Raw genomic sequence first — 20,068 nt, 5'->3', positions numbered from 1 at the left:
CCTGAATGCTTGGGGCTTCAATGGGTCATTTGATGCTGTCAAGGTCACAAAAATCATGAGCGACAACGCACGCAACGTCTTGGGGGAGGCGCTGGTCCCCTGCTCCTACGACCCGTTGACCGGGTACTACCGGGACGGTTGCTGCAACACGGACGAGCATGACCAGGGCAGCCATGTGGTGTGCGCGAAAGTCACGCAGGAATTTCTGGATTTTTCGCTGGCACGTGGAAACGACCTCATCACCCCTCGCCGCGAATACCGCTTTGCCGGTTTGAAAGCGGGCGACCGTTGGTGCCTGTGCGCTCTGCGCTGGAAAGAAGCGCTGGATGCTGGCGTTGCACCGCCCGTGGTGCTGGAATGCACGCACGTACGTGCGCTGGACTTTGTGAAGCTGGCGCAGTTGCAGTCGCACGCTGTCAAAGCTGTGGGCAAGCAATAACGCCAAACTGTTCAGTCCTACTTGCGCAATGGATGGGCTGCGAAATGCAAGCGAGTGGCGGAAAACTGTCGGAGATACGCTCACTTTGGGCGTGTGGACGAAAAAAAAAGCACCGAGCGTTTCCGCCAAGTGCTTGATTCTCCTACCGAATTTGGTAGGCGCGACTAGATTCGAACTAGCGACCCCCACCATGTCAAGGTGGTGCTCTAACCAACTGAGCTACGCGCCTGCTAAGCTATGAATTATAGCGGGAAAAATCGCGTTTTCAGGGCGTGCTTCAATAAGACGTGCTCACCGCCTTCGTGCAGACCTCACCCCTTTGACACTGCGAACGGTACCCAGAACCTTGTTCAGGCGGGCGGCGTCGCCGATCTCCACCGTGAAGGTCATCCAGGCCGTGCCTTTGACGGACTGGGTTTGCACACCGATGACGTTCATCTTTTCTTTAGCAAACACTTCGGAGATATCGCGCAGCAGGCCTTGCCGGTCAAAGGCTTCCACCGCCACGTCGACCGGGTACACCAAGGCATCTGCACCCTTGTGCTCGCCCCAACGCACCTCGATCACACGTTCGCCATGGCGTGAGGCCAATTCGCGGAAGTTGCTGCAGTCCTGGCGGTGGATGCTTACCCCCTTGCCGCGCGTGACAAAGCCGCTGATCGCATCCGGTGGCGCAGGTTTGCAACAACGTGCCAGTTGCGTGAGCAAGGAATCCACACCCACCACCAGCACGCCTGAGGGCGATTTGCGGGCTGCAGCACCTTTGAACTTTTTCTGAAAATACTCATCCGGCTCCAGCGAAGGCTCTGGCGGGTTGAGCAGGACTTCGATGTTGCGCAGGGAGTATTCGTCCTTGCCCACCACCTCAAACAGCCCTTCGGCAGATTTGAAGCCCAGCTGGCTGGCCAGGTCCTCCAGGCGGATCGCGGTGCGCCCCAGGCGCTGCAGGAATTTCTCAACCGCTTCGCGCCCACGCGCCACGGTTTCGGCGATCACTTGTGCATTGAACCAGGCCCGGACTTTGGCCCGCGCACGCGGACTGGCCAAAAAGCCCAATTCCGGGTTGAGCCAGTCGCGCGACGGCCCGCCTTCCTTGATGGCGGTGATCTCGACCGTCTGGCCGTTGGCCAGCTGGGTGTTCAGCGGCACCATGGCCCCGTCCACCTTGGCGCCCCGGCAGCGGTGGCCCAGGTTGGTGTGCACCGTGTAGGCAAAGTCGATGGGCGTGGCGCCTTGCGGCAGCTCCACCACAGCCGCATCGGGCGTCAGCACATAAATGCGGTCGTCAAACAGGCCGCCGCCGTGGTCATTGGCTTGTGCAGCCCCGGACAGGTCCCGCTCCCAGGCCAGCAGCTGGCGCAGCACGGCGATCTTGGTGTCGTATTCGCTGGTGGCCGACACCCCGGCGTAGCCTTTGGCCCCGGCCTCCTTGTAGGCCCAGTGCGCGGCAACGCCGTGTTCGGCATGTTCGTGCATGGCACGGGTGCGGATCTGCACCTCAATCGGGCCCCCATCGGCATCGCGCACCACGGTGTGCAACGACTGGTAGCCGTTGGCTTTGGGCTTGGCGATGTAGTCGTCAAATTCTTCGGCAATCGGCACAAAGTGCTCGTGCACCCAACTGAGCACCTGGTAGCAGTCGGCCACGCTGGGCACCACCACGCGCAGTGCCCGGATGTCGAACACGCGCTCAAAGGGCAAGGCCTTGCCGCGCATTTTGCGCACGATGCTGTAGATGTGTTTGGGCCGCCCCTCGACCGAGGCCTCAATGCCCTGGCTGGCCAAGGCCTGCTGCAGGCGTTCGCGCAGCGCCACCATGTAGCGCTCGCGCTCGGTGCGTTTTTCATCGAGCAGGCGGGCAATGTCTTTGTAAGTGGCAGGCTCCAGAAATCGGAAAGACAGGTCCTCCATTTCCCATTTGATCTGCCAAATGCCCAAACGGTTGGCCAGCGGTGCAAACACCTGCAGCGACTCGCTGGCCAAAGCCGGGGGCACCGGCAGCTTGGTGGCAGCGTAGTGGCGCAGGGTTTGCAAGCGCGAAGCCAGGCGCAGCATGACCACGCGCAAATCGCGACTGAAAGCCAGCAGCATCTTACGCACGTTTTCGGTCTGAACGCGGGGGCTCAGCGGCGTGTTGTCTGGCCCGTGCGTACCCGATTCAGCGGCCCGAGACAAGCGTTGCACATGCACCAGCTGATTGGTCTGCATGGCCAGTTGCGCCAAATGCGGGCCAAATGCCTTGGCGATCACCTCTTCCGGTTTGTTCAGGTGCGGGCAGGCATAGACCAGGTAACTGGCCGCCTGCATGGCCACCGAGCCGCCAATGTTTGCCAGGATCGCGGCCACGGCATCGGCATGCGCCAGGATATTTTCGCCCGTGTCCAGGGTTTCACCGGCAATCAGGGGTTCGGCAAAAGCACGGGCTTTGGCCAGTGTTTCGCCGGGATCGATCACCCCGGAGGCATCGGCCGTGGCCAGCACGACAGGAGGCAAATGTGGGGCATGCAAACGGGGTGTGGTCGCCATCGGGCTGGCGGAATGGCTGAATGTGGGGCTGACCATGGCGTCAAGGTCCGAGCAAGAACTTGGCCACCACCGCGATCTGGTCGTCCCCTGTCAGAGTGGGCGCGTGGCCAAAGCCGGGCCAGGTGTCCAGTCGGGCACGGGGGCCGCGTTGGGTCATCTGCAAGGCCGTTTCTGGCGTCAGCAAATCCGAGTCCTGGCCGCGAATCAGAAGAGTTTGCGCCTGGATCTGGTCGTACAAAGTCCAGAGCATGGCTTCGCCAGCAGCGGCCGTTTCGGGGGTCATGGCCCTGACAGGCACCCCGATGGCCGGGTCGTAATGCAGGGTCAGTTGGCCATCGGTTCCTGGGCGCATCATGTGGGCCGACATCTCGCGCCAGACCTCGGGCAAGACCGGTCCAAAGCCTTGCGACAAGTCCCAGAGTGCTGCCACGGCTTCATCGAGGTCGCGGTATTGACCGTACTGACCCACATAGCCTTGCATGCGCTGCACCGATGACCAGGTGATGGCCGGGCCCACATCGTTGAGCACCAGGCGGCGAATCGGGCACGGTAAAGGCAGCCCGGGCTGCCCAGCCAGCACCATGCCAATCAGTCCGCCCATGCTGGTGCCCACCCAGTCCAAGGTTTGCAAGGGCCGGTCGGCCCCCAACTGCTGCTGAATCTGGCCCAGCATGGCCAGCATGTCGCCTGCATATTGCGGAATTTGGTAGAGGGCGGGATCACTCAGCCACTCGCTGCGCCCTCGCCCGGCCACATCGGGACAAATGACCTGCAGCGGCTCTGGACTTTGAGCGACCAGGGCTTGGGCCAGGCGATCAAAATCCCGGCCTTGACGGGTCAGGCCATGCACGCACACCACCACACGGCGTGCTGTGGCCTCGCCCCAACGCCAAAAAGCCATGCGGTGCTGGCCCTCGGGGTGCGGACAAGTCACCCATTCGAGTTGGGGCGAGAGGCGAGAGGCGTTGTGGATGACAGTCATGACAATCGGAAACAATCTGGCGGCTTTGCCGCTGAAACGGGGCTGGGTCAGCGCCATAATGGACTTTTGAACATCCTAATTCATCTTTCGGAGTGGAAATCATGTTGCAAGGTAAAACAGCACTGGTCACGGGTTCAACCAGCGGTATCGGTCTGGGCATTGCCAAGGCTTTGGCCAAGCAAGGCGCCAACATTGTTTTGAACGGGTTTGGTGATGCCGAAGGCCCCAAGGTAGAAATTGCTGCACTGGGCGTGAAAGTGGCTTACCACGGCGCCGACATGAGCAAAGCCAGCGAGATTGAAGCCATGATGAAGTTCGCCGCCGACACCTTTGGCCGCGTCGACATCCTGGTGAACAACGCGGGCATCCAACACGTCGCCCGCATCGAAGACTTCCCGGTTGAGCACTGGGACGCCATCATCGCCATCAACCTGACCAGTGCCTTCCACGCCACACGCCTGGCCCTGCCCGCCATGAAGGCCGCCAACTGGGGCCGCATCATCAACGTGGCATCCATCCACGGCCTGGTGGGTTCTGCCGAAAAGTCTGCCTATGTGGCCGCCAAGCACGGCGTGGTGGGCCTGACCAAGGTCACAGCCCTCGAAAACGCCACCACTGGCGTGACTTGCAACGCGATTTGCCCCGGCTGGGTCTTGACACCGCTTGTGCAAAAACAGGTGGACGCCAAGGCTGCCGCCATGGGCTTGTCCAACGAAGAAGCCAAAAAAGTTCTGCTGCAAGAGAAAGAGCCCTCCATGCAGTTCACCACCCCCGAAGAGCTGGGCGAGCTGGCGGTCTTCTTCTGCTCGGCCGCGGGCAACAACGTGCGCGGTGTGGCCTGGAACATGGACGGCGGCTGGACCGCCCAGTAAAGCCATGAGTACTTCTGCACGCTTGGACAAGATCGTCATTGTTGACGACGACACCCGCATCCGCGATTTGTTGCGTCGATTTTTGTCGCCCGAAGGCTTTGATGTGCTGCTGGCCGAAGACGGCCGTGCCCTTGACCGCATCTTGCAGCGCGAGACGATCGACCTGATCGTGCTGGACCTGATGCTTCCAGGTGAAGACGGCCTGAGCATTTGCAAACGCTTGCGGGCTGCGGGCGTCAAAACCCCGGTCATCATGCTCACCGCCAAGGTGGAGGATGTCGACCGCATCACGGGTTTGGAAATCGGTGCCGACGACTACCTGGGCAAGCCCTTCAACCCGCGCGAGCTGCTGGCACGCATCCATGCGGTGCTGCGGCGACGGCCGCAAACGGAGATGCCGGGGGCGCCCTCCGCCGGTGACCATGAAGTCATCGTGTTTGGCGCGTTTTCACTTGACTTGGGCACCCGTTCCCTGTCCAAAAACGGTCAGGACATGCCTTTGACAAGCGGCGAATTCGCCATGCTCAAAGCCTTGGCTCGGCACCCCAAGCAGCCTTTGACGCGAGACAAATTGGCGCAACTGGCCCGCGGGCGTGAGTTCGAGCCCTTCGATCGAAGTCTGGATGTTCAGATTTCCAGGCTGCGCAAGATGATCGAGACCGACCCGGCATCGCCCAAAATCATCCAGACCGTCTGGGGCGTCGGTTACGTTTTTGTGCCTGATGGGCAGCCGTGAATCCTGTAGAAACCGCATCGCCAGAAGGTGCCGAATCCGAAAAACCGCCACGCAGGCTGAAACTGAGCCTGTTTTGGCGCACCTTCTTCTTGCTGGCCTTGTTGATCTTGTTCAGCAGCCTGGCCTGGCTGCAAATGTTTCGTACACAAGAGTACGAACCGCGCATTTTGCGCAATGCCCACCAAATTGCCACCGTGGTCAATTTGACCAAGACGGCCTTGATGCACTCGGACGCCATTGCACGCGTCGCCCTGCTCAAAATGCTGGCAGACGAGGAAGACCTCAGTATCCTCATTCGCGAGCCCGCCGACCGTGTGGTCCCTTTTAGCGACTCGGGCATGGAGAGCCGTTTAGCGCTGGAAATGGCCAAAAGGCTGGGGCCAGACACCGTGATCGCCTCAAGGGTGAACGATTCGCCTGGCTTGTGGGTGGGCTTCAAGATCGAGCGAGACAGCTACTGGCTGCAAATGGACCCGGAGCGGCTTCGTCCCCTGGGCGGCTCGGCCTGGCTGACCTGGCTGGCCGTGACCTTGGCGCTGTCTTTGGCGGGGGCCGCCATCATGGCAGGCCTGATCAACCGCCCGCTTAAACGCTTGTCCTTTGCGGCGAGCCAAGTGCGCGAAGGCCACTTCAACACCTCGACCTTGGACGAAGACGCGGCCACCAGCGAAATCCGCGAGGTCAACATCGGCTTCAACCGCATGGCCGAACGCCTGGCCAAAATCGAGCAAGAGCGGGCCTTGATGCTGGCGGGCATCTCGCACGATCTGCGCACCCCTTTGGCGCGCTTGCGGCTGGAGACGGAGCTGAGTGTGAGCGATCCGGAAACCCGCGACTTGATGGCCGCCGACATCGCACAATTGGACGCCATCATCGACAAATTCCTTGACTACGCCAGACCTGAACCCACTGAACTGGGTCCGGTCATGTTGTCTGGTGTGATCAGTCGCAGCATCGCCCCTTGGCGCAACAACCCGCGCTTCGAGATCAGTGTGGATGTGGCAGAGGACCTGCAAGTCAAGGCCGAGCCGGTTGAACTGTCACGCGTGCTGTCTAACCTGCTGGAAAACGCCCGCCGTTATGGCCAAAGTCCCAGCGATGGCATCACCCGCGTTGAGATTGTGGCTCGGGTGCATGAGGGCTGGGTGTTGCTGCGTGTGCGCGATCAAGGCCCGGGGGTGTCCGAAGAGGCTTTGAAAAACCTGACACAACCGTTTTTCAGAGGCGATGCGGCCAGAACTTCGGCAACAGGCTCCGGCCTGGGCCTGGCCATTGTCGAGCGATCGGTGCAACGCATGGGTGGCACGTTTTCGGTGTTCAACAACAGCGCGGGCGGCCTGATGGCGCTGATGAAGTTCCGGCATGCGCTAAACGAGGCTTGAGCCATGCAGACATTTGGCCGACTTGGCAACTTCCGGCCATAGACGCGGTTCGCTTTGATCTGGGAGCGAGCGCGGCTACCGGGTGTGAGCTCGCAGCGGATACTGGCTCTCAACCCTTTCTCAGCAAAGCCACCGCACGCGCTTCCATGCTTTGTCCCATGCCCACGGGCCCCAGTTTTTCCGCCGTCTTGGCCTTCACGTTCACTTGGTCCGCTTGCACGCCCAGCGCCTTGGCCACTCCGGCGTTGATCGCCTCCATGTGCGGCGCGAGTTTGGGCGCTTGGGCAACGATGGTGCTGTCCAGATTCACCAGCTCCCAGCCTTGGGCGCGCACCCGGCGCATGGCCTCTTGCAACAGCACCGACGAATCGGCGCCCTTGAACTGCGCGTCCGTGTCCGGAAAATGCCGCCCAATGTCGCCCAGGCCCGCAGCGCCCAGCACCGCATCGGTGATAGCGTGCAACAACACATCGGCATCCGAGTGGCCCAACAGGCCCGTGCTGTGAGGAATCTTGACCCCACCCAAAACCAGCTGGCGCCCGGGAACCAAGGCGTGCACGTCCCAGCCTTCGCCAATGCGGATGTTCATGTTCTGCCTTTCAAAATCGCTTCGGCAAACGCGAAGTCGGCGGGGTAAGTGACTTTCAAATTTTGAGCCGAGCCGGGCACCAGACGCGGTGACAAGCCCAGGCGCTCCATGGCGCTCGACTCGTCGGTGATGCCTGCAAAACCTGTGCTCGCCGCAGCTTCCAAGGCCGCATGCAAAGCGCCCAAGCGGAACATTTGCGGCGTTTGTGCCAACCATTTGTCTTCACGCGGCACAGTGCTGGCCACGCGGGCTGTCTGCCCGTTCAGGGTGTGTGACTTCAATGTGTCGGGCAGCGGCAAAGCCAGCAAGCCGCCCACCGGGTCATCTTGGCAGCTCTCGATCAAGGCCGACACCGCCTCGGGCGTGACCAGGCAACGTGCGGCGTCGTGCACCAGCACCCAGTCTTCAGCGTCTACGCCCGCTTGCAGCATGGCGCCCAGGCCATTGAACACGCTTTCGGCGCGGGTTGCACCGCCGCAAGCCTCACGCTTGAAATGTGATGGCCAACAGACTTGAGGCCATGCAAAGTCGTCATTGGGCGACAGAATCACCCAGCCACTGGTTAGCTGTGAGAGTCGGGCCAGCGCGTGCAAGGTGTGCATGACCATGGGCTGCCCAGCTACCGTCTGGTACTGCTTGGGCATGGGGGTGCCCGCGCGGCTACCTGTGCCGGCACAAGGGATCAGCGCATGAAAACGGCGAGGGATTGGGTTGATCGGCATGGACTTGAATTGTAGGAGGTCGCCCCTGCGGCCGAATGGTGGTGAGGCAAAAGCGGCAGAACTTAACCACGGATTCGCGAGGAGGAGCTCGCCGCCACATGGCGCCTGACTTGCGCTTGCACAGATCGCCCCCATGCCCATGACCGCCACGGGGGTTCTGCCGTCCCGCTTTTACAATGCAGTCAGTTTCTTACTTTTCCACCCCCCTCCTTTTTTGGCGGGGGGTGTTTTGCTTTTTTCTCTTCGCCACCGCCATGCAACTGCCCAGTCTGAATTCCGGTAAACGATTCACCCTGCCCCGCCCTGCCGGATCGGCCGATGCCGTGCTGCTGGCCCAGCTGGCTGAGCGCGAAAAGAAAGCGGGCAAGCTCACCGCCATCGTGACCGCCGACGCGGCAGACGCCCAGCGGCTCATGGACGAGCTGGCGTTTTTTGCGCCCGATCTGCGCTGCGTGATGTTCCCCGATTGGGAAACCCTGCCGTATGACACCTTCTCGCCGCACCAGGACTTGATTTCGGAGCGCCTGGCCACGCTGTGGCGCATCAAGCAGCGCAACCACGCCGAGAGCGCCGATGTGGTGCTGGTGCCTGCCACCACGGCGCTGTACCGGCTGGCACCGCCGTCATTTTTGGCGGGCTACACCTTCGAATTCAAGGTCAAGCAAAAGCTGGACGAGGCCCAGCTCAAGGCCCAGCTCACATTGGCGGGCTACTCGCATGTGAGCCAAGTGGTCAGCCCCGGCGAATACGCGGTGCGCGGCGGCTTGATCGACCTGTTCCCCATGGGCTCTTTGGTGCCTTACCGGGTGGATTTGTTTGACGACGAAATCGACAGCATCCGCACCTTCGACCCCGACAGCCAGCGCAGCCTTTACCCCGTGCCCGAAGTGCGGCTGTTGCCCGGACGCGAGTTCCCTATGGACGAAGCAGCGCGTGCGCGATTCAGAAGCCGCTGGCGCGAATTGCTCGAAGGCGACCCGACCAAGAGCCGCATCTACAAGGACATGGGCAATGGCGTGGCCACAGCGGGCATCGAGTACTACCTGCCGCTGTTCTTTGAAGAAACCGCCACCGTGTTCGACTACCTGGGCGCAGGACAAGCCGATGCGGCCACCGTGGTGCTGCACGGCGATCTGGAACCCGCCTTCCAGCGCTTTTGGCAAGACACCCGCGACCGCTACCGCCTGGTTCAGGGCGACCCCGAGCGGCCCGTGCTGCCATCCGATGCGCTGTTTTTGAGTGCAGAGCAGTTTTACACGCTGACCAACGGTCACGCTCAGCTGGCTTTGCGTCCTGGCACCAGCGATGTGGCCGACAACACCCTCGCCCAGCCACTGCCCGAACTCACCGTGGTGCGCGGTGCAGAAGACCCGCTGGCCAGGTTACAAGCGCACCTGCGCAGCAGTGCCAGCCGCGTGTTGATCCTGGCCGAGAGCGATGGCCGCCGCGAAAGCTTGATGGACTTCGTTCGCTCCAGCGGCCTCACGCCCCCGGTGTTTGACAGTCTGCAAGAATTTTTGGCCAGCGACGAAAAAATCGGCATGGCCACCGCCGCGCTGGTCAGTGGTTTTCACTGGTTTGAGCACAGCATCGACCTGGTCACCGAAACCGAACTGTTTGCCGCAGGCCCCACCACGCGCCGCCGCAAAAAGCAGGAACAGGTCAGCGATGTGGAAGCCCTCATCAAAGACCTCTCCGAGCTGAACGTGGGCGACCCGGTGGTGCACAGCGCGCACGGCATAGGCCGCTATCGGGGCCTGGTCAACATGGACATGGGCCAGAAAAACCCCGACGGCACGCCCGCACTGCAAGAGTTTTTGCACCTCGAATACGCCGACAAGGCCACGCTCTATGTACCCGTGAGCCAGCTGCAACTGATTGGCCGTTACACCGGCGTGAGCGCTGACGAAGCGCCGCTGCACAAGCTGGGCTCAGGCCAATGGGAAAAAGCCAAACGCCGCGCCGCCGAACAAGTGCGCGATGCCGCCGCCGAGTTGCTCAACATCTACGCCCGCCGCGCTGCACGCGAGGGCCACCCTTTCCGCTACAGCCCGCAAGACTACGAAACCTTTGCCAACGACTTTGGGTTTGAAGAAACCGCCGACCAAAAGGCCGCCATCCACTGCGTGATTCAAGACATGATCAGCCCCCGCCCGATGGACCGCCTGGTCTGTGGCGATGTGGGTTTTGGCAAGACCGAGGTCGCGCTGCGGGCCGCCTTTGTGGCCGTCACGGGCGGCAAACAAGTCGCCCTGTTGGCCCCCACCACCCTGCTGGCCGAGCAGCATTACCAAACCCTCAAAGACCGCTTTGCCAAATGGCCCGTCAAGGTGGCCGAGGTCTCGCGCTTTCGCTCGGGCAAAGAAGTCACCGCCGCCCTCAAGGGCATTGCCGATGGCACGGTGGACATCGTGGTCGGCACACACAAGCTGCTGAGCGAGTCCACCAAATTTCACGACCTGGGCCTGCTCATCATCGACGAAGAACACCGCTTTGGCGTGCGCCACAAAGAGGCCATGAAAGGCCTGCGCGCCGAAGTCGATGTGCTCACACTCACCGCCACCCCCATCCCCCGCACCATGGGCATGGCGCTGGAAGGCCTGCGCGATTTGAGTGTGATTGCGACTGCGCCGCAGCGCCGCCTGGCCATCAAGACCTTTGTGCGCAACGAAGGCACGGGCGTGATCCGCGAGGCGGTGCTGCGCGAACTCAAGCGCGGCGGTCAGTGCTACTTTTTGCACAATGAAGTCGAGACCATCGAGAACCGCAAGCAAAAGCTCGAAGAAATCCTGCCCGAGGCCCGCATCGCCGTGGCCCACGGCCAGATGCCCGAGCGCGAACTGGAACGCGTGATGCGCGACTTTGTGGCCCAACGCTACAACATCTTGCTGTGCTCGACCATCATCGAAACTGGCATTGACGTGCCCACGGCCAACACCATCGTGATCTCTCGCGCCGACAAGTTCGGCCTGGCCCAGCTGCACCAGCTGCGCGGACGCGTGGGCCGTTCACACCACCAAGCCTATGCGTATTTGATGGTGCCCGAGATCGAAGGCCTGACCAAACAAGCGGCCCAGCGGCTCGATGCTATCCAGCAAATGGAAGAACTGGGCAGTGGCTTTTATCTGGCCATGCACGACCTCGAGATTCGCGGGGCGGGCGAAGTGCTGGGCGAAAACCAGAGCGGCAACATGCTCGAAGTGGGCTTTCAGCTCTACAACGAAATGTTGTCCGAAGCGGTGCGCAGCCTCAAAGCGGGCAAAGAGCCCGATTTGCTCAACCCGCTCACCGCCACCACCGACATCAACCTGCACGCCCCCGCCCTGCTCCCCAACGACTACTGCGGTGATGTGCATCTGCGCCTGAGCTTTTATAAAAAGCTGGCCACCGCCAAAACCAGCGACCAGATCGACGCCCTGCTGGAAGAATTGGTGGACCGCTTTGGCAAGCTGCCCCCACAAGCGCAAACCCTGGTGGACGTGCACCGCCTGCGGGTGCTGACCCAGCCCTATGGCGTCATCAAGGTCGATGCGGCCCCGGGCGTGATCCAAATTACCTTCAAGCCCAATCCGCCCGTGGACCCCATGGCCATCATCGGTCTCATCCAGAAGAACAAACACATCAAGCTGGCGGGCAACGACAAAATCCGGATTGAGCGCGAACTGCCGGACCCCAAGGCGCGGGCGCAGATGGTGCGGGATGTGCTCAGGAGTTTGGGGCAGCCCAAGACCGAAACAGCCACGGCCTGAGACCGTTCAACGATCTTCGATAATCCTGATCCATGACCACCGCTACCCCTACCGAGTTTGCCCCCGGCCTCGCCATTCAGGGCTTCACCGCCCCCCTGTCACTGCCCCAGTTCAAACTGATCGCGTTTGACATGGACTCCACGCTCATCAGCATCGAGTGCATCGACGAAATCGCCGATGCCGTAGGCCGCAAGGCCGAGGTGGCTGCCATCACAGAGGCGGCCATGCGCGGCGAGATCACCGATTTCAAGGAAAGCCTGCGCCGCCGTCTGACGCTGCTCAAGGGCGTGACGCTGACCGACATGGAGCGCGTCTACACCGAGCGCTTGAAAATCAACCCCGGCGCGGCTGAGCTGATTGCGGCTTGCCAGAAGGCGGGCCTGAAGGTGCTGCTGGTGTCGGGGGGGTTCACCTTTTTTGCCGACCGTGTAAAAGAGCGCCTGAACATCGATTTCGCCCGCTCTAACCAGCTGGAGATCTTCAATGGCGAACTCACGGGCAGCTTGGTGATGCAAAGCTGGGGCGACATTTGTGATGGCGCCGAGAAGCGCAGAACGGTGTTGGAGCTGGCCTCTTTGATGGGCATCGAGCCGCACGAATGCATCGCTGTCGGCGATGGTGCCAACGACCTGCCGATGATGGGCGCTGCCGGGTTGTCGGTGGCCTACCACGCCAAACCCAAGGTGCGTGAGCAGGCAATGGTGGCGATCAACCAAGGTGGACTCGATCGCCTGCTGGAAGTCGTCAAGCCTTGAGTTTGGTTGTTACGTGAGGCTGCCCCTGCAGCCCAATGGGGGTCAGCGGCGCAGCGGCTTGAGCAGATCGCTCAGCCCGTTGTGGTCAATCTCTTGCATCAGCTGCAGCAGTTGCCCGATTTCGCCTTTTGGGAAACCCTCACGTGCAAACCAATTCAGGTAGTTACCGGGCAAGTCGGCGATCAGCACGCCTTTGTGTTTGCCAAAGGGCATGGGTGTGGTGACGAGCTTCACCAAATCATCGGGCTTCATGCGTTCAATGGCTTGAGGCTTTGGTCGCTCAGCCATTCACGCACGCGTGCATGAAACGCCTCGGGCCGAGAAATCATCACCCAATGCCCACAAGGCAAACTCTGCACCGCGCTGCCGGGCGTGGCGGCGACTTCCTTTAACCATTTAGAAGAATGGAACATGAAGGGTTTGCGCTCGCCATAAACAAACAGCAGTGGCATGGGCAGCTGGATTTGCGCCGCGCTCTGGAAGCCGCCCGCTGTGCCGAACCATTGCATGGCGTAGGGGTAGTTCATCTTGTAGGTGATGCGCTCTGGCTCGGTCGGGCAACGCAGCCAGCGCGCCATGGCGCGGGTCATGCGGGTGCCCAGGCTGCCTGCGATCTTCCACGCCAGCGCCAGCCAAATCTGGTAGCCCATGACGGACACTTTTTCCTTCAGTCCCCACTCCCGCAGCAGGGCACCCGAGTTGTGGTCGCCCACGTCCACCGCCACCACGCGGGCCACGCGCTCGGGGTGGCGCATGGCGAACTCGTAACCAAACACACAGCCCCAATCGTGCAGCATCAGCGTCACCGGCTGGTTTGGGCTGATGCGGTCCACGATCTTGACAAGCAGCTCGCACATGCCGTCCAAGCTCGTGGTCGGTGGGCCAGACTCAAAACCGGGCAGTGTCAATCGGGCGCAGACAAAGCGGTCCTGCAATGCCGCCACGGTGCCGTCCCACAGCGCACGGGTGTCGGGCCAGCCGTGCAGCATGAGGATGACTTCGTCGCCCTCGCCTTGCAGGCAGACATCTGTACCGTGGACGGTGATGGCACTCACAGCGCCCTGGCCAGACGCGAAATACCTTCCAGAATCTTGTCTTCACCCACGGTGGCAAAGCTCAGGCGGAATGTGGCATGGTCGGGATTAGCGCAGAAGAACGGCGTGCCCGGCACAAAGGCCACGCCCCGATCAATGGCGCGTTTGGCGTACGCGTTGCCATCCGCCACCTTGCCGCCAGCGCCTGTGAGGCGCGCCCACACGAACAAGCCGCCTTGGGGCTGCACAAACTCGACCGCATCCCCCAGTTCCTTGCGCAGCGCATCGCCCATGGTTTGGGCACGCTTTGCATACACAGCACGCACCTTGTCCAGCGTGGCGGGCATGCGACCGGCCTTCAGATATTGCGCCGCCGTGGCCTGGGCAAAGGTGCTGGTGTGCGCGTCGCTGAACTGCTTGCACATGGTGGCTTTGCCCAGCAATTCGGCGGGTGCGATCATCCAGCCCACGCGCAAGCCGGGCGACAGCACTTTGGAGAGCGAGCCGCAATGCACCAGCAGCTCGCGGCTGCCGGGCACCGAGGCGCTCATAGCCAGCAAGCTGGGCGGTGGCGCTTCGCCAAAGTACAGATCGCCATACGGGTCGTCTTCGACGATCAGGGTCTGGTGCTTGACGGCCATCTCCAAGACTTTTTGGCGACGCTCGGCGCTCAGCAAGGCCCCGCTGGGGTTGCCAAAGGTCGGGATCAGGTACACGAATTTTGGCTTATGCTCCGCGATCAGTTTTTCCAGCTCGTCGGTCTTGACGCCATGGCCATCCACCGGGGCGCTGATGAGTTCGGCCCCGTACAAACGGAAGCACTGGATGGTGGCCAGAAAGGTTGGGCCTTCCACAATCACTTTGTCGCCGGGGCTGATCATGGTCTTGCCGATCAAGTCCAGCGCTTGCTGGCTGCCGGTGGTCACGATCAGCTGGTCTGCGGTCACGTCTTTCGCGCCCTTTTGGCCCATGAAATGGGCCAGTTGCTCGCGCAGCGGTCCAAAGCCCTCGGTTGCGCCGTATTGCAGCGCGGCACCTGGGTCTTGGCTCAGTGCAGCATTGCTGGCTTCGCGGATGCCGTCCACGTCGAACATGGCGCTGTCGGGAAAGCCACCTGCAAAGCTGATGATGCCGGGCTTGCCCAGGAGCTTGAACAGCTCGCGGATGGCGGAGGTTTCGACGTTGTTCAGGCGATCGGCAAATTGCAAAGGCATGGTGTATCTTCCCGTGTTGACTTGGCCGTCATTTTGCCAACATCTGGACACCCCATGAAACCCGCACAGATCGAATCCTTCTTTGCCACCCTGCAAGCCGCCAACCCCATGCCCGTGACCGAGCTGGAATACACCAGCGTCTTTGAGCTGCTGGCCGCCGTGCTGCTGTCGGCCCAGGCCACCGATGTGGGCGTGAACAAGGCCACGCGCAAACTCTTCCCGGTGGCGGGTACGCCGCAAAAGATCCTGGACCTGGGCTTGGCAGGTCTGGAGAGCTACATCAAGACCATTGGTCTGTACCGCAGCAAAGCCAAGCACCTGATGGAAACCTGCCGGATTTTGGTTGAACAACACGGCGGGCAGGTGCCCCGCACGCGCGAAGCCCTCGAAGCATTGCCCGGCGTCGGCCGCAAAACCGCGAATGTGGTCTTGAACTCGGCGTTTGGCGAAGCGACCATGGCGGTGGACACGCACATCTTTCGCCTCGGCAACCGCACGGGCCTCGCCCCGGGCAAAACGCCTTTGGAGGTGGAGCAAAAGCTGCTCAAACGCATCCCGGCCAAATACCTGGTCGATGCGCACCACTGGCTGATCCTGCACGGGCGCTATGTGTGCCAGGCCCGCAAACCCCTGTGCGGGCAGTGTGCGGTGGCGGCGTTTTGTGATTTCAAACCCAAGATTTTGTGAAATGCGGGGACGTGGATACTCGACCGCGAGGCTATGACCAAGGGGGCTTGTCACCCTCCTTTTGTCTGCCTTTAGTCTGCCTCAACGTGATCAAGGTGTCGTGCTTTCGGCGGGTAAAATTACAAATTTGCTGAACAAACCGTGCCAACCTTGGCATCTGTCAAGTCCTGAGCCCCGCCGCTCTGCTTTTTTCGTACCCAAACACGCCCACCCATGACGCGCCCTTCGCCGCGTGCCCACTTCAACAGCTCCCGTCTGGCTCGTTTTTTGATCGAAAACGCCATGCTCGATGCTGCCCGGGCAGAGGACGATGTAGGGCAGCGACTGGGCGATTGGCTGAACTTTCGCCAGGCCATTGCCTTGCACGGCGTGCTCCACCCTGAGCAGCCTGCCGCGCCACAGCCTGCGCACCTGCGGCGAGCAGGCCTGTTGACGGCCGAGGCGCTGACCCGCCATGTGGATAAAGTTCGCGCCCAACTTGAACAATCCATCGCACAAGGTGCGCCCAGTGGTTCCGGTCTGGCACGCATTGACATGCCCCCTGCCGAACTCGACGAGCCGATCGAGCTTAAAACGGCTTTTGAGCCCTACCGCCGTTTTTATGCCGCCCACCAGCGGCAAATGGAAGTGTCCATTCAAACCTTGCGTTCACAAGTGCGCGGGCAGCTGAGCCAAAGTTCGCCGCGCCTGCAGCAGCTGGCCACGCTCGATGCGGCTTTTGAAAACATCTTGGGCGAGCGTGAAGCACTTTTGTTGGGCCAAGTCTCCAAGCTGCACGAAAAGCGCTTTGTACAAGCCCTCAAACAACACCTCAAAAAACAAGCCGAAGCCCATTCAGCGGCTTCGGATGCCACGTCTGACACTGCCGTGAGTCCCATGGCCTGGCTGTTGCCGTTGCGCCAAGCCCTGCGCACGGCTTTACTGGCCGAGCTGGACACGCGACTGCAACCCGTGCTGGGACTTCTTGAAGCCTTCAACACATACACACCAAAAGAACAATGAAACGATATTCCTTCCAGATTGCCTTTGTGCTGGGCGCATTGGCTGTGCTTTGGGTTGCAGCCGCTGTGGCCACCTCGCACCTGCTGGTCTTGATCATGGCCGCGGTCATTGGCGCGGTGTATGTTTTTGGCGCTATGGAGTTGCGCCAATACCGTGCGGCCACCGCTGCATTGAACCAAGCCCTGGCCGATGTTTCGCCCAGCTTGTCCAATCTTGGTGATTGGCTGACTACTCTCCCACCCGGCTTGCAAAACCCGGTCCGTCAGCGTGTGGAGGGTGAGCGCGTTGGCCTTCCTGGTCCGGCCCTGACCCCCTACTTGGTGGGTTTGTTGGTGATGCTGGGGATGCTGGGCACATTTTTGGGCATGGTGGTCACGCTCAATGGCGCGGTGTTTGCGCTGGAAGGATCGACCAACGTCGCAGGCATTCGGGCGGCGTTTTCCGAACCCATCAAGGGCTTGGGTCTGGCGTTTGGCACCTCTGTCGCAGGTGTGGCCACCTCAGCCATGCTCGGTTTGATGAGCAGCCTGGCCCGCCGCGAACGCACTCAAGCCACCCAGCTGTTGGACACGCTCATGGCCAGCAGTCTGAGGGGCTTTTCTCTGGTGCACCAGCGTCAAGAAACACTCAAGGCATTGCAGCAGCAGTCACAAGCCTTGCCGCAGGTGGTGCAGCAATTGCAAAGCCTGATGGCGCAAATGGCCGAAACCAACCAACAGATGAACGAGCGCTTGTTGGCCAACCAGCAAAGCTTCCACGTTCAAGTGCACTCGGCCTACACAGGTCTGGCGCAATCGGTCGACCAATCTCTGCGCACCAGCTTGAGCCAAAGCATGGAATTGGCCAGCGACGGTATTCGACCCGTGGTGCAGGCCACCATGGCACAACTGAGCGAACAAGCCCAGGCCATGAATGAGCGTCTGCTGCTCAACACGCAACAACAATTGAGCGAGCTCAACACCCAAATGGCTGCCACGGCTGCTGCCGTGGCGCAAACCAGCACCGAGACACTGACGCGCCACGAGCAAGCCAGCAGCCACATGACCGAACGCGTCGGTCAGACGCTGGATGTGTTCAGCCAGAATTTCGAGCGCAGTGCCCGGGCCTTGGTTGACCAGGTCAGCGCCGCACAGACCCAGCAGCAGGCCCTGCAAAGCAGCGCCGACCAGCAGCGTCTGCAAGCTTGGCAGGCCTCGCTGGAGCAGATGGCCGCATCACTGCGCGATCAATGGCAAAGCACGGGTGCGCAGACCCTGGCGCAGCAGCAAGCCATCTGCGACACCCTGAGCCGCACCGCGCAAGACATCACCACCCACACCCAAGCTCAGGCCACACAGACTTTGGCAGAGATCACACGCCTCGTGGCCAGCAGCGAAGCGCTGATGCGCGAGCGCATCGCATCGGAGGCGCAATGGACAGCAGGACACCAGCAACGTGCCGAAGAACTGGCCGCAGTGCTACGCCAGGAGCTGTCGGCCCTGCGGGATGCCGAAGACGCGCGGGGTCAGACCGCGGTGGCCCGCCTGGCCGAACTGCAAACAGCGGTGACCACACACCTGACCACGCTGGGCACCGCGCTGGAAGAGCCCATCACCCGCCTGATCGAAACCGCCTCTGAGGCGCCCAAAGCAGCGGCCGAAGTCATTGGGCAGTTGCGTCAGGAAATCTCGGTCAGCGTGGCGCGTGACAACGCCTTGCTCGAAGAACGCACCCGCATTCTGGGCACACTCAGCACCTTGCTGGACGCGATCAACCATGCATCGACCGAGCAGCGTGGCGTGATTGACGCCATGGTCACGGCCAGCCAGGCATCGCTGAACCAAACCAGCGGCCAGTTCCATGAACACGTGGCGGCCGAGACGGGCAAGCTGAGCGACATGGCTGCGCAAGTCACGGCCAGCGCGGTGGACGTGGCCAGCCTGGGTGAAACCTTTGGCTTTGCGGTGCGTTCGTTCACCGAAACCAACGAGAAACTCATGGCCAACCTGCAGCGCATCGAGCAGGCCATCGAAAAATCCATGACGCGCAGCGACGAACAGCTGGCTTATTACGTGGCGCAGGCCCGTGAAATGATCGACCTGAGCATCGGCAGCCAGAAAGACGTGCTGGAAGCCTTGCAGCAACGCCAAGCCGAAGGAGCTGCTTGATGCTGGAACTGGAAGCCGAGAGCGAATCCACCACGCCCACCTGGATCTCGTTCGCCGACTTGATGACCGGCCTGCTGGGCGCGTTTGTGCTGCTGCTGGTGGGGGTGATGGCGGCGCAACTGGACATGGCGTCCAAGCTCGAAGACGAGGTGCAAAAGCGCCAAGTCGAAGAACAAAAACGCCTGTCGCTGGAGCAAGCCCTGGCTATTCCGCTGGCCAGTGGCCGCATCACCTTGAACAACGGCCGCATCGGCATCAGCGGCAAGCTGCTCTTTGAGTTGAATTCCGACAAGCTCGAACCCGAAGGGCGCCAGCTGCTCAAAAGCCTGGTGGTGCCCCTGCGCAGCTACCTGCAGTCGCGGGACGAAATGCTGATGGTCAGCGGTTTCACCGACGACAAGGCGGTCGGCAGCCGCAACCGGCAGTTTGCAGACAACTGGGAGCTGTCGGCCCAACGTGCCCTCACGGTGACACGCACCTTGATCGAAGAAGGCATGCCTTCGTCACTGCTGTTTGCGGCGGCCTTTGGCCAAGAGCAACCTTTGGTGGCCAACACCAACGAGAAAGCCCGAGCCCAGAACCGCCGCGTGGAAATGGCCCCGGTGCCCAAAGCGGCCAACGCAGCCAAGCCATGAACCCAGCCGCACCTGCCCTGCCAGACCTTGACGCCTTGCGCGCCTCGGGTGCTGCGCGGGTGGATGCGGTCGGCTGGCATTACATCGAAGCATTGAACCAGCGCATGCAAGCGCTGTCCGGCCCTGCGCAGTTGTTGCTCCTGGCCAAACTGCAAGAGGCTGTCCAGCGTTTGGAAGCACGGATGAGCACTGCGTGCGAGCCCCATGCAGCGCCTGCAGCGATGCCCTCCCCCTTGGTCACGCTGCTGCAAGACATGCGCTCGAAAAATACCCCGCCAGGGGGTGGCAAAACACCAGGGTGGCCATCCGAAAATCCGCGCATCCAGCAGTTCCGAAAGCAGCTGAGCAAGATCAGCGTGCAAAAGCAGGTCAGCCAAGCCATCGCCCAGGCACCGCAAAACGCAGGCCCCATCAATTCGCACATGTTGGTGCTGCGCTCGCTGGGCCTGATGCGCGACCTCTCGCCGGACTACCTCAACCGTTTCATGGCGCATGTGGACACACTGCTGTGCCTGGATGACGCCGACAAGGGCAAGTTGATGCCCAAAAAAACGACCCTCCCCGCCAAAACTCGCCCATAAGTCAGAGGGTCTTTGG

General features: G+C 61.4%; 18 protein-coding genes and 1 tRNA gene. 11 read left to right on the top strand and 8 right to left on the bottom strand.

The annotated features are described in order from the left end of the window. The first annotated feature begins 55 nt into the window (after positions 1-55). Complete coding sequence (locus ACHEXL_RS06210) at positions 56-439, top strand: DUF2237 family protein (protein ID WP_416561116.1); 384 nt, start codon at positions 56-58, stop codon at positions 437-439. 152 nt (positions 440-591) lie between these two features. Here the strand turns inward: ACHEXL_RS06210 and ACHEXL_RS06205 are convergent. The 3 genes from ACHEXL_RS06205 to ACHEXL_RS06195 form a co-directional block, all read right to left on the bottom strand. Further along, a tRNA-Val gene (locus ACHEXL_RS06205) sits at positions 592-668 on the bottom strand. Positions 669-730: 62 nt separating this feature from the next. Beyond that, positions 731-2,965, bottom strand: coding sequence for a RelA/SpoT family protein (locus tag ACHEXL_RS06200; protein ID WP_416561319.1), 2,235 nt, complete (start codon positions 2,963-2,965; stop codon positions 731-733). Between the two features lie 40 nt (positions 2,966-3,005). Further along, positions 3,006-3,947: an alpha/beta fold hydrolase gene (locus ACHEXL_RS06195; RefSeq protein ID WP_416561115.1), complete on the bottom strand. Its 942-nt coding sequence runs from the start codon at positions 3,945-3,947 to the stop codon at positions 3,006-3,008. A 101-nt stretch (positions 3,948-4,048) separates the two neighbouring features. Between ACHEXL_RS06195 and ACHEXL_RS06190 the strand changes: the two genes are divergently transcribed. Genes ACHEXL_RS06190 through ACHEXL_RS06180 form a run of 3 tightly spaced genes read left to right on the top strand, consistent with a single transcriptional unit; the run spans position 4,049 to position 6,937 of the window. Beyond that, positions 4,049-4,819, top strand: coding sequence for a 3-hydroxybutyrate dehydrogenase (locus ACHEXL_RS06190; protein WP_416561114.1), 771 nt, complete (start codon positions 4,049-4,051; stop codon positions 4,817-4,819). Positions 4,820-4,823: 4 nt separating this feature from the next. Next, positions 4,824-5,555 carry a two-component system response regulator OmpR gene (ompR, locus tag ACHEXL_RS06185; protein ID WP_416561113.1) on the top strand — a complete coding sequence of 244 codons (732 nt, stop codon included), beginning with the start codon at positions 4,824-4,826 and terminating at the stop codon, positions 5,553-5,555. Continuing rightward, positions 5,552-6,937 (top strand): sensor histidine kinase, encoded by a 1,386-nt coding sequence (locus ACHEXL_RS06180; protein ID WP_416561112.1) that lies wholly within the window; start codon positions 5,552-5,554, stop codon positions 6,935-6,937. Before ompR ends, ACHEXL_RS06180 begins: the two co-directional genes overlap by 4 nt. A 109-nt stretch (positions 6,938-7,046) precedes the next feature. Here the strand turns inward: ACHEXL_RS06180 and ispF are convergent, their stop codons facing one another. Both ispF and ispD read right to left on the bottom strand, forming a co-directional pair. Further along, on the bottom strand, positions 7,047-7,526 hold the full coding sequence (gene ispF / locus ACHEXL_RS06175; protein WP_416561111.1) for a 2-C-methyl-D-erythritol 2,4-cyclodiphosphate synthase: 480 nt from the start codon (positions 7,524-7,526) through the stop codon (positions 7,047-7,049). Next, positions 7,523-8,248, bottom strand: a complete 726-nt coding sequence (gene ispD, locus ACHEXL_RS06170) for a 2-C-methyl-D-erythritol 4-phosphate cytidylyltransferase (RefSeq protein ID WP_416561110.1) — start codon at positions 8,246-8,248, stop codon at positions 7,523-7,525. Before ispD ends, ispF begins: the two co-directional genes overlap by 4 nt. Positions 8,249-8,502: 254 nt before the next feature. Between ispD and mfd the strand changes: the two genes are divergently transcribed. Continuing rightward, positions 8,503-11,997 carry a transcription-repair coupling factor gene (gene mfd, locus ACHEXL_RS06165; RefSeq protein WP_416561109.1) on the top strand — a complete coding sequence of 1,165 codons (3,495 nt, stop codon included), beginning with the start codon at positions 8,503-8,505 and terminating at the stop codon, positions 11,995-11,997. A gap of 32 nt (positions 11,998-12,029) precedes the next feature. Beyond that, positions 12,030-12,752 carry a phosphoserine phosphatase SerB gene (gene serB / locus ACHEXL_RS06160; protein ID WP_416561108.1) on the top strand — a complete coding sequence of 241 codons (723 nt, stop codon included), beginning with the start codon at positions 12,030-12,032 and terminating at the stop codon, positions 12,750-12,752. 42 nt (positions 12,753-12,794) lie between these two features. Here the strand turns inward: serB and ACHEXL_RS06155 are convergent, their stop codons facing one another. Genes ACHEXL_RS06155 through ACHEXL_RS06145 form a run of 3 tightly spaced genes read right to left on the bottom strand, consistent with a single transcriptional unit; the run spans position 12,795 to position 15,000 of the window. Then, positions 12,795-13,004, bottom strand: a complete 210-nt coding sequence (locus ACHEXL_RS06155) for a DUF3820 family protein (protein WP_416561107.1) — start codon at positions 13,002-13,004, stop codon at positions 12,795-12,797. Then, complete coding sequence (locus tag ACHEXL_RS06150; protein ID WP_416561106.1) at positions 13,001-13,807, bottom strand: alpha/beta fold hydrolase; 807 nt, start codon at positions 13,805-13,807, stop codon at positions 13,001-13,003. Before ACHEXL_RS06150 ends, ACHEXL_RS06155 begins: the two co-directional genes overlap by 4 nt. Further along, on the bottom strand, positions 13,804-15,000 hold the full coding sequence (locus ACHEXL_RS06145; protein ID WP_416561105.1) for a PLP-dependent aminotransferase family protein: 1,197 nt from the start codon (positions 14,998-15,000) through the stop codon (positions 13,804-13,806). Before ACHEXL_RS06145 ends, ACHEXL_RS06150 begins: the two co-directional genes overlap by 4 nt. Before the next feature lie 54 nt (positions 15,001-15,054). Between ACHEXL_RS06145 and nth the strand changes: the two genes are divergently transcribed. The 5 genes from nth to ACHEXL_RS06120 all read left to right on the top strand — a co-directional run bounded on the left by nth (position 15,055) and on the right by ACHEXL_RS06120 (position 20,052). Continuing rightward, positions 15,055-15,687, top strand: coding sequence for an endonuclease III (gene nth / locus ACHEXL_RS06140; protein WP_416561104.1), 633 nt, complete (start codon positions 15,055-15,057; stop codon positions 15,685-15,687). A gap of 213 nt (positions 15,688-15,900) precedes the next feature. After that, positions 15,901-16,689 carry a DUF3348 family protein gene (locus tag ACHEXL_RS06135; RefSeq protein ID WP_416561103.1) on the top strand — a complete coding sequence of 263 codons (789 nt, stop codon included), beginning with the start codon at positions 15,901-15,903 and terminating at the stop codon, positions 16,687-16,689. Continuing rightward, on the top strand, positions 16,686-18,836 hold the full coding sequence (locus ACHEXL_RS06130) for a DUF802 domain-containing protein (protein WP_416561102.1): 2,151 nt from the start codon (positions 16,686-16,688) through the stop codon (positions 18,834-18,836). Before ACHEXL_RS06135 ends, ACHEXL_RS06130 begins: the two co-directional genes overlap by 4 nt. Then, positions 18,836-19,471, top strand: coding sequence for an OmpA family protein (locus ACHEXL_RS06125; protein ID WP_108426281.1), 636 nt, complete (start codon positions 18,836-18,838; stop codon positions 19,469-19,471). The genes ACHEXL_RS06130 and ACHEXL_RS06125 overlap by 1 nt, the downstream gene beginning before the upstream one ends. Beyond that, positions 19,468-20,052 (top strand): DUF2894 domain-containing protein, encoded by a 585-nt coding sequence (locus ACHEXL_RS06120; protein ID WP_416561101.1) that lies wholly within the window; start codon positions 19,468-19,470, stop codon positions 20,050-20,052. The genes ACHEXL_RS06125 and ACHEXL_RS06120 overlap by 4 nt, the downstream gene beginning before the upstream one ends. The last annotated feature ends 16 nt before the right edge of the window (positions 20,053-20,068 follow it).

Source organism: Limnohabitans sp. YIMB22184 (assembly GCF_048020265.1).
Classification (GTDB): domain Bacteria; phylum Pseudomonadota; class Gammaproteobacteria; order Burkholderiales; family Burkholderiaceae_C; genus Limnohabitans_A.
Note: the sequence above shows the minus strand (reverse complement) of the source record. Positions and strands in the feature narration are given on the sequence as shown.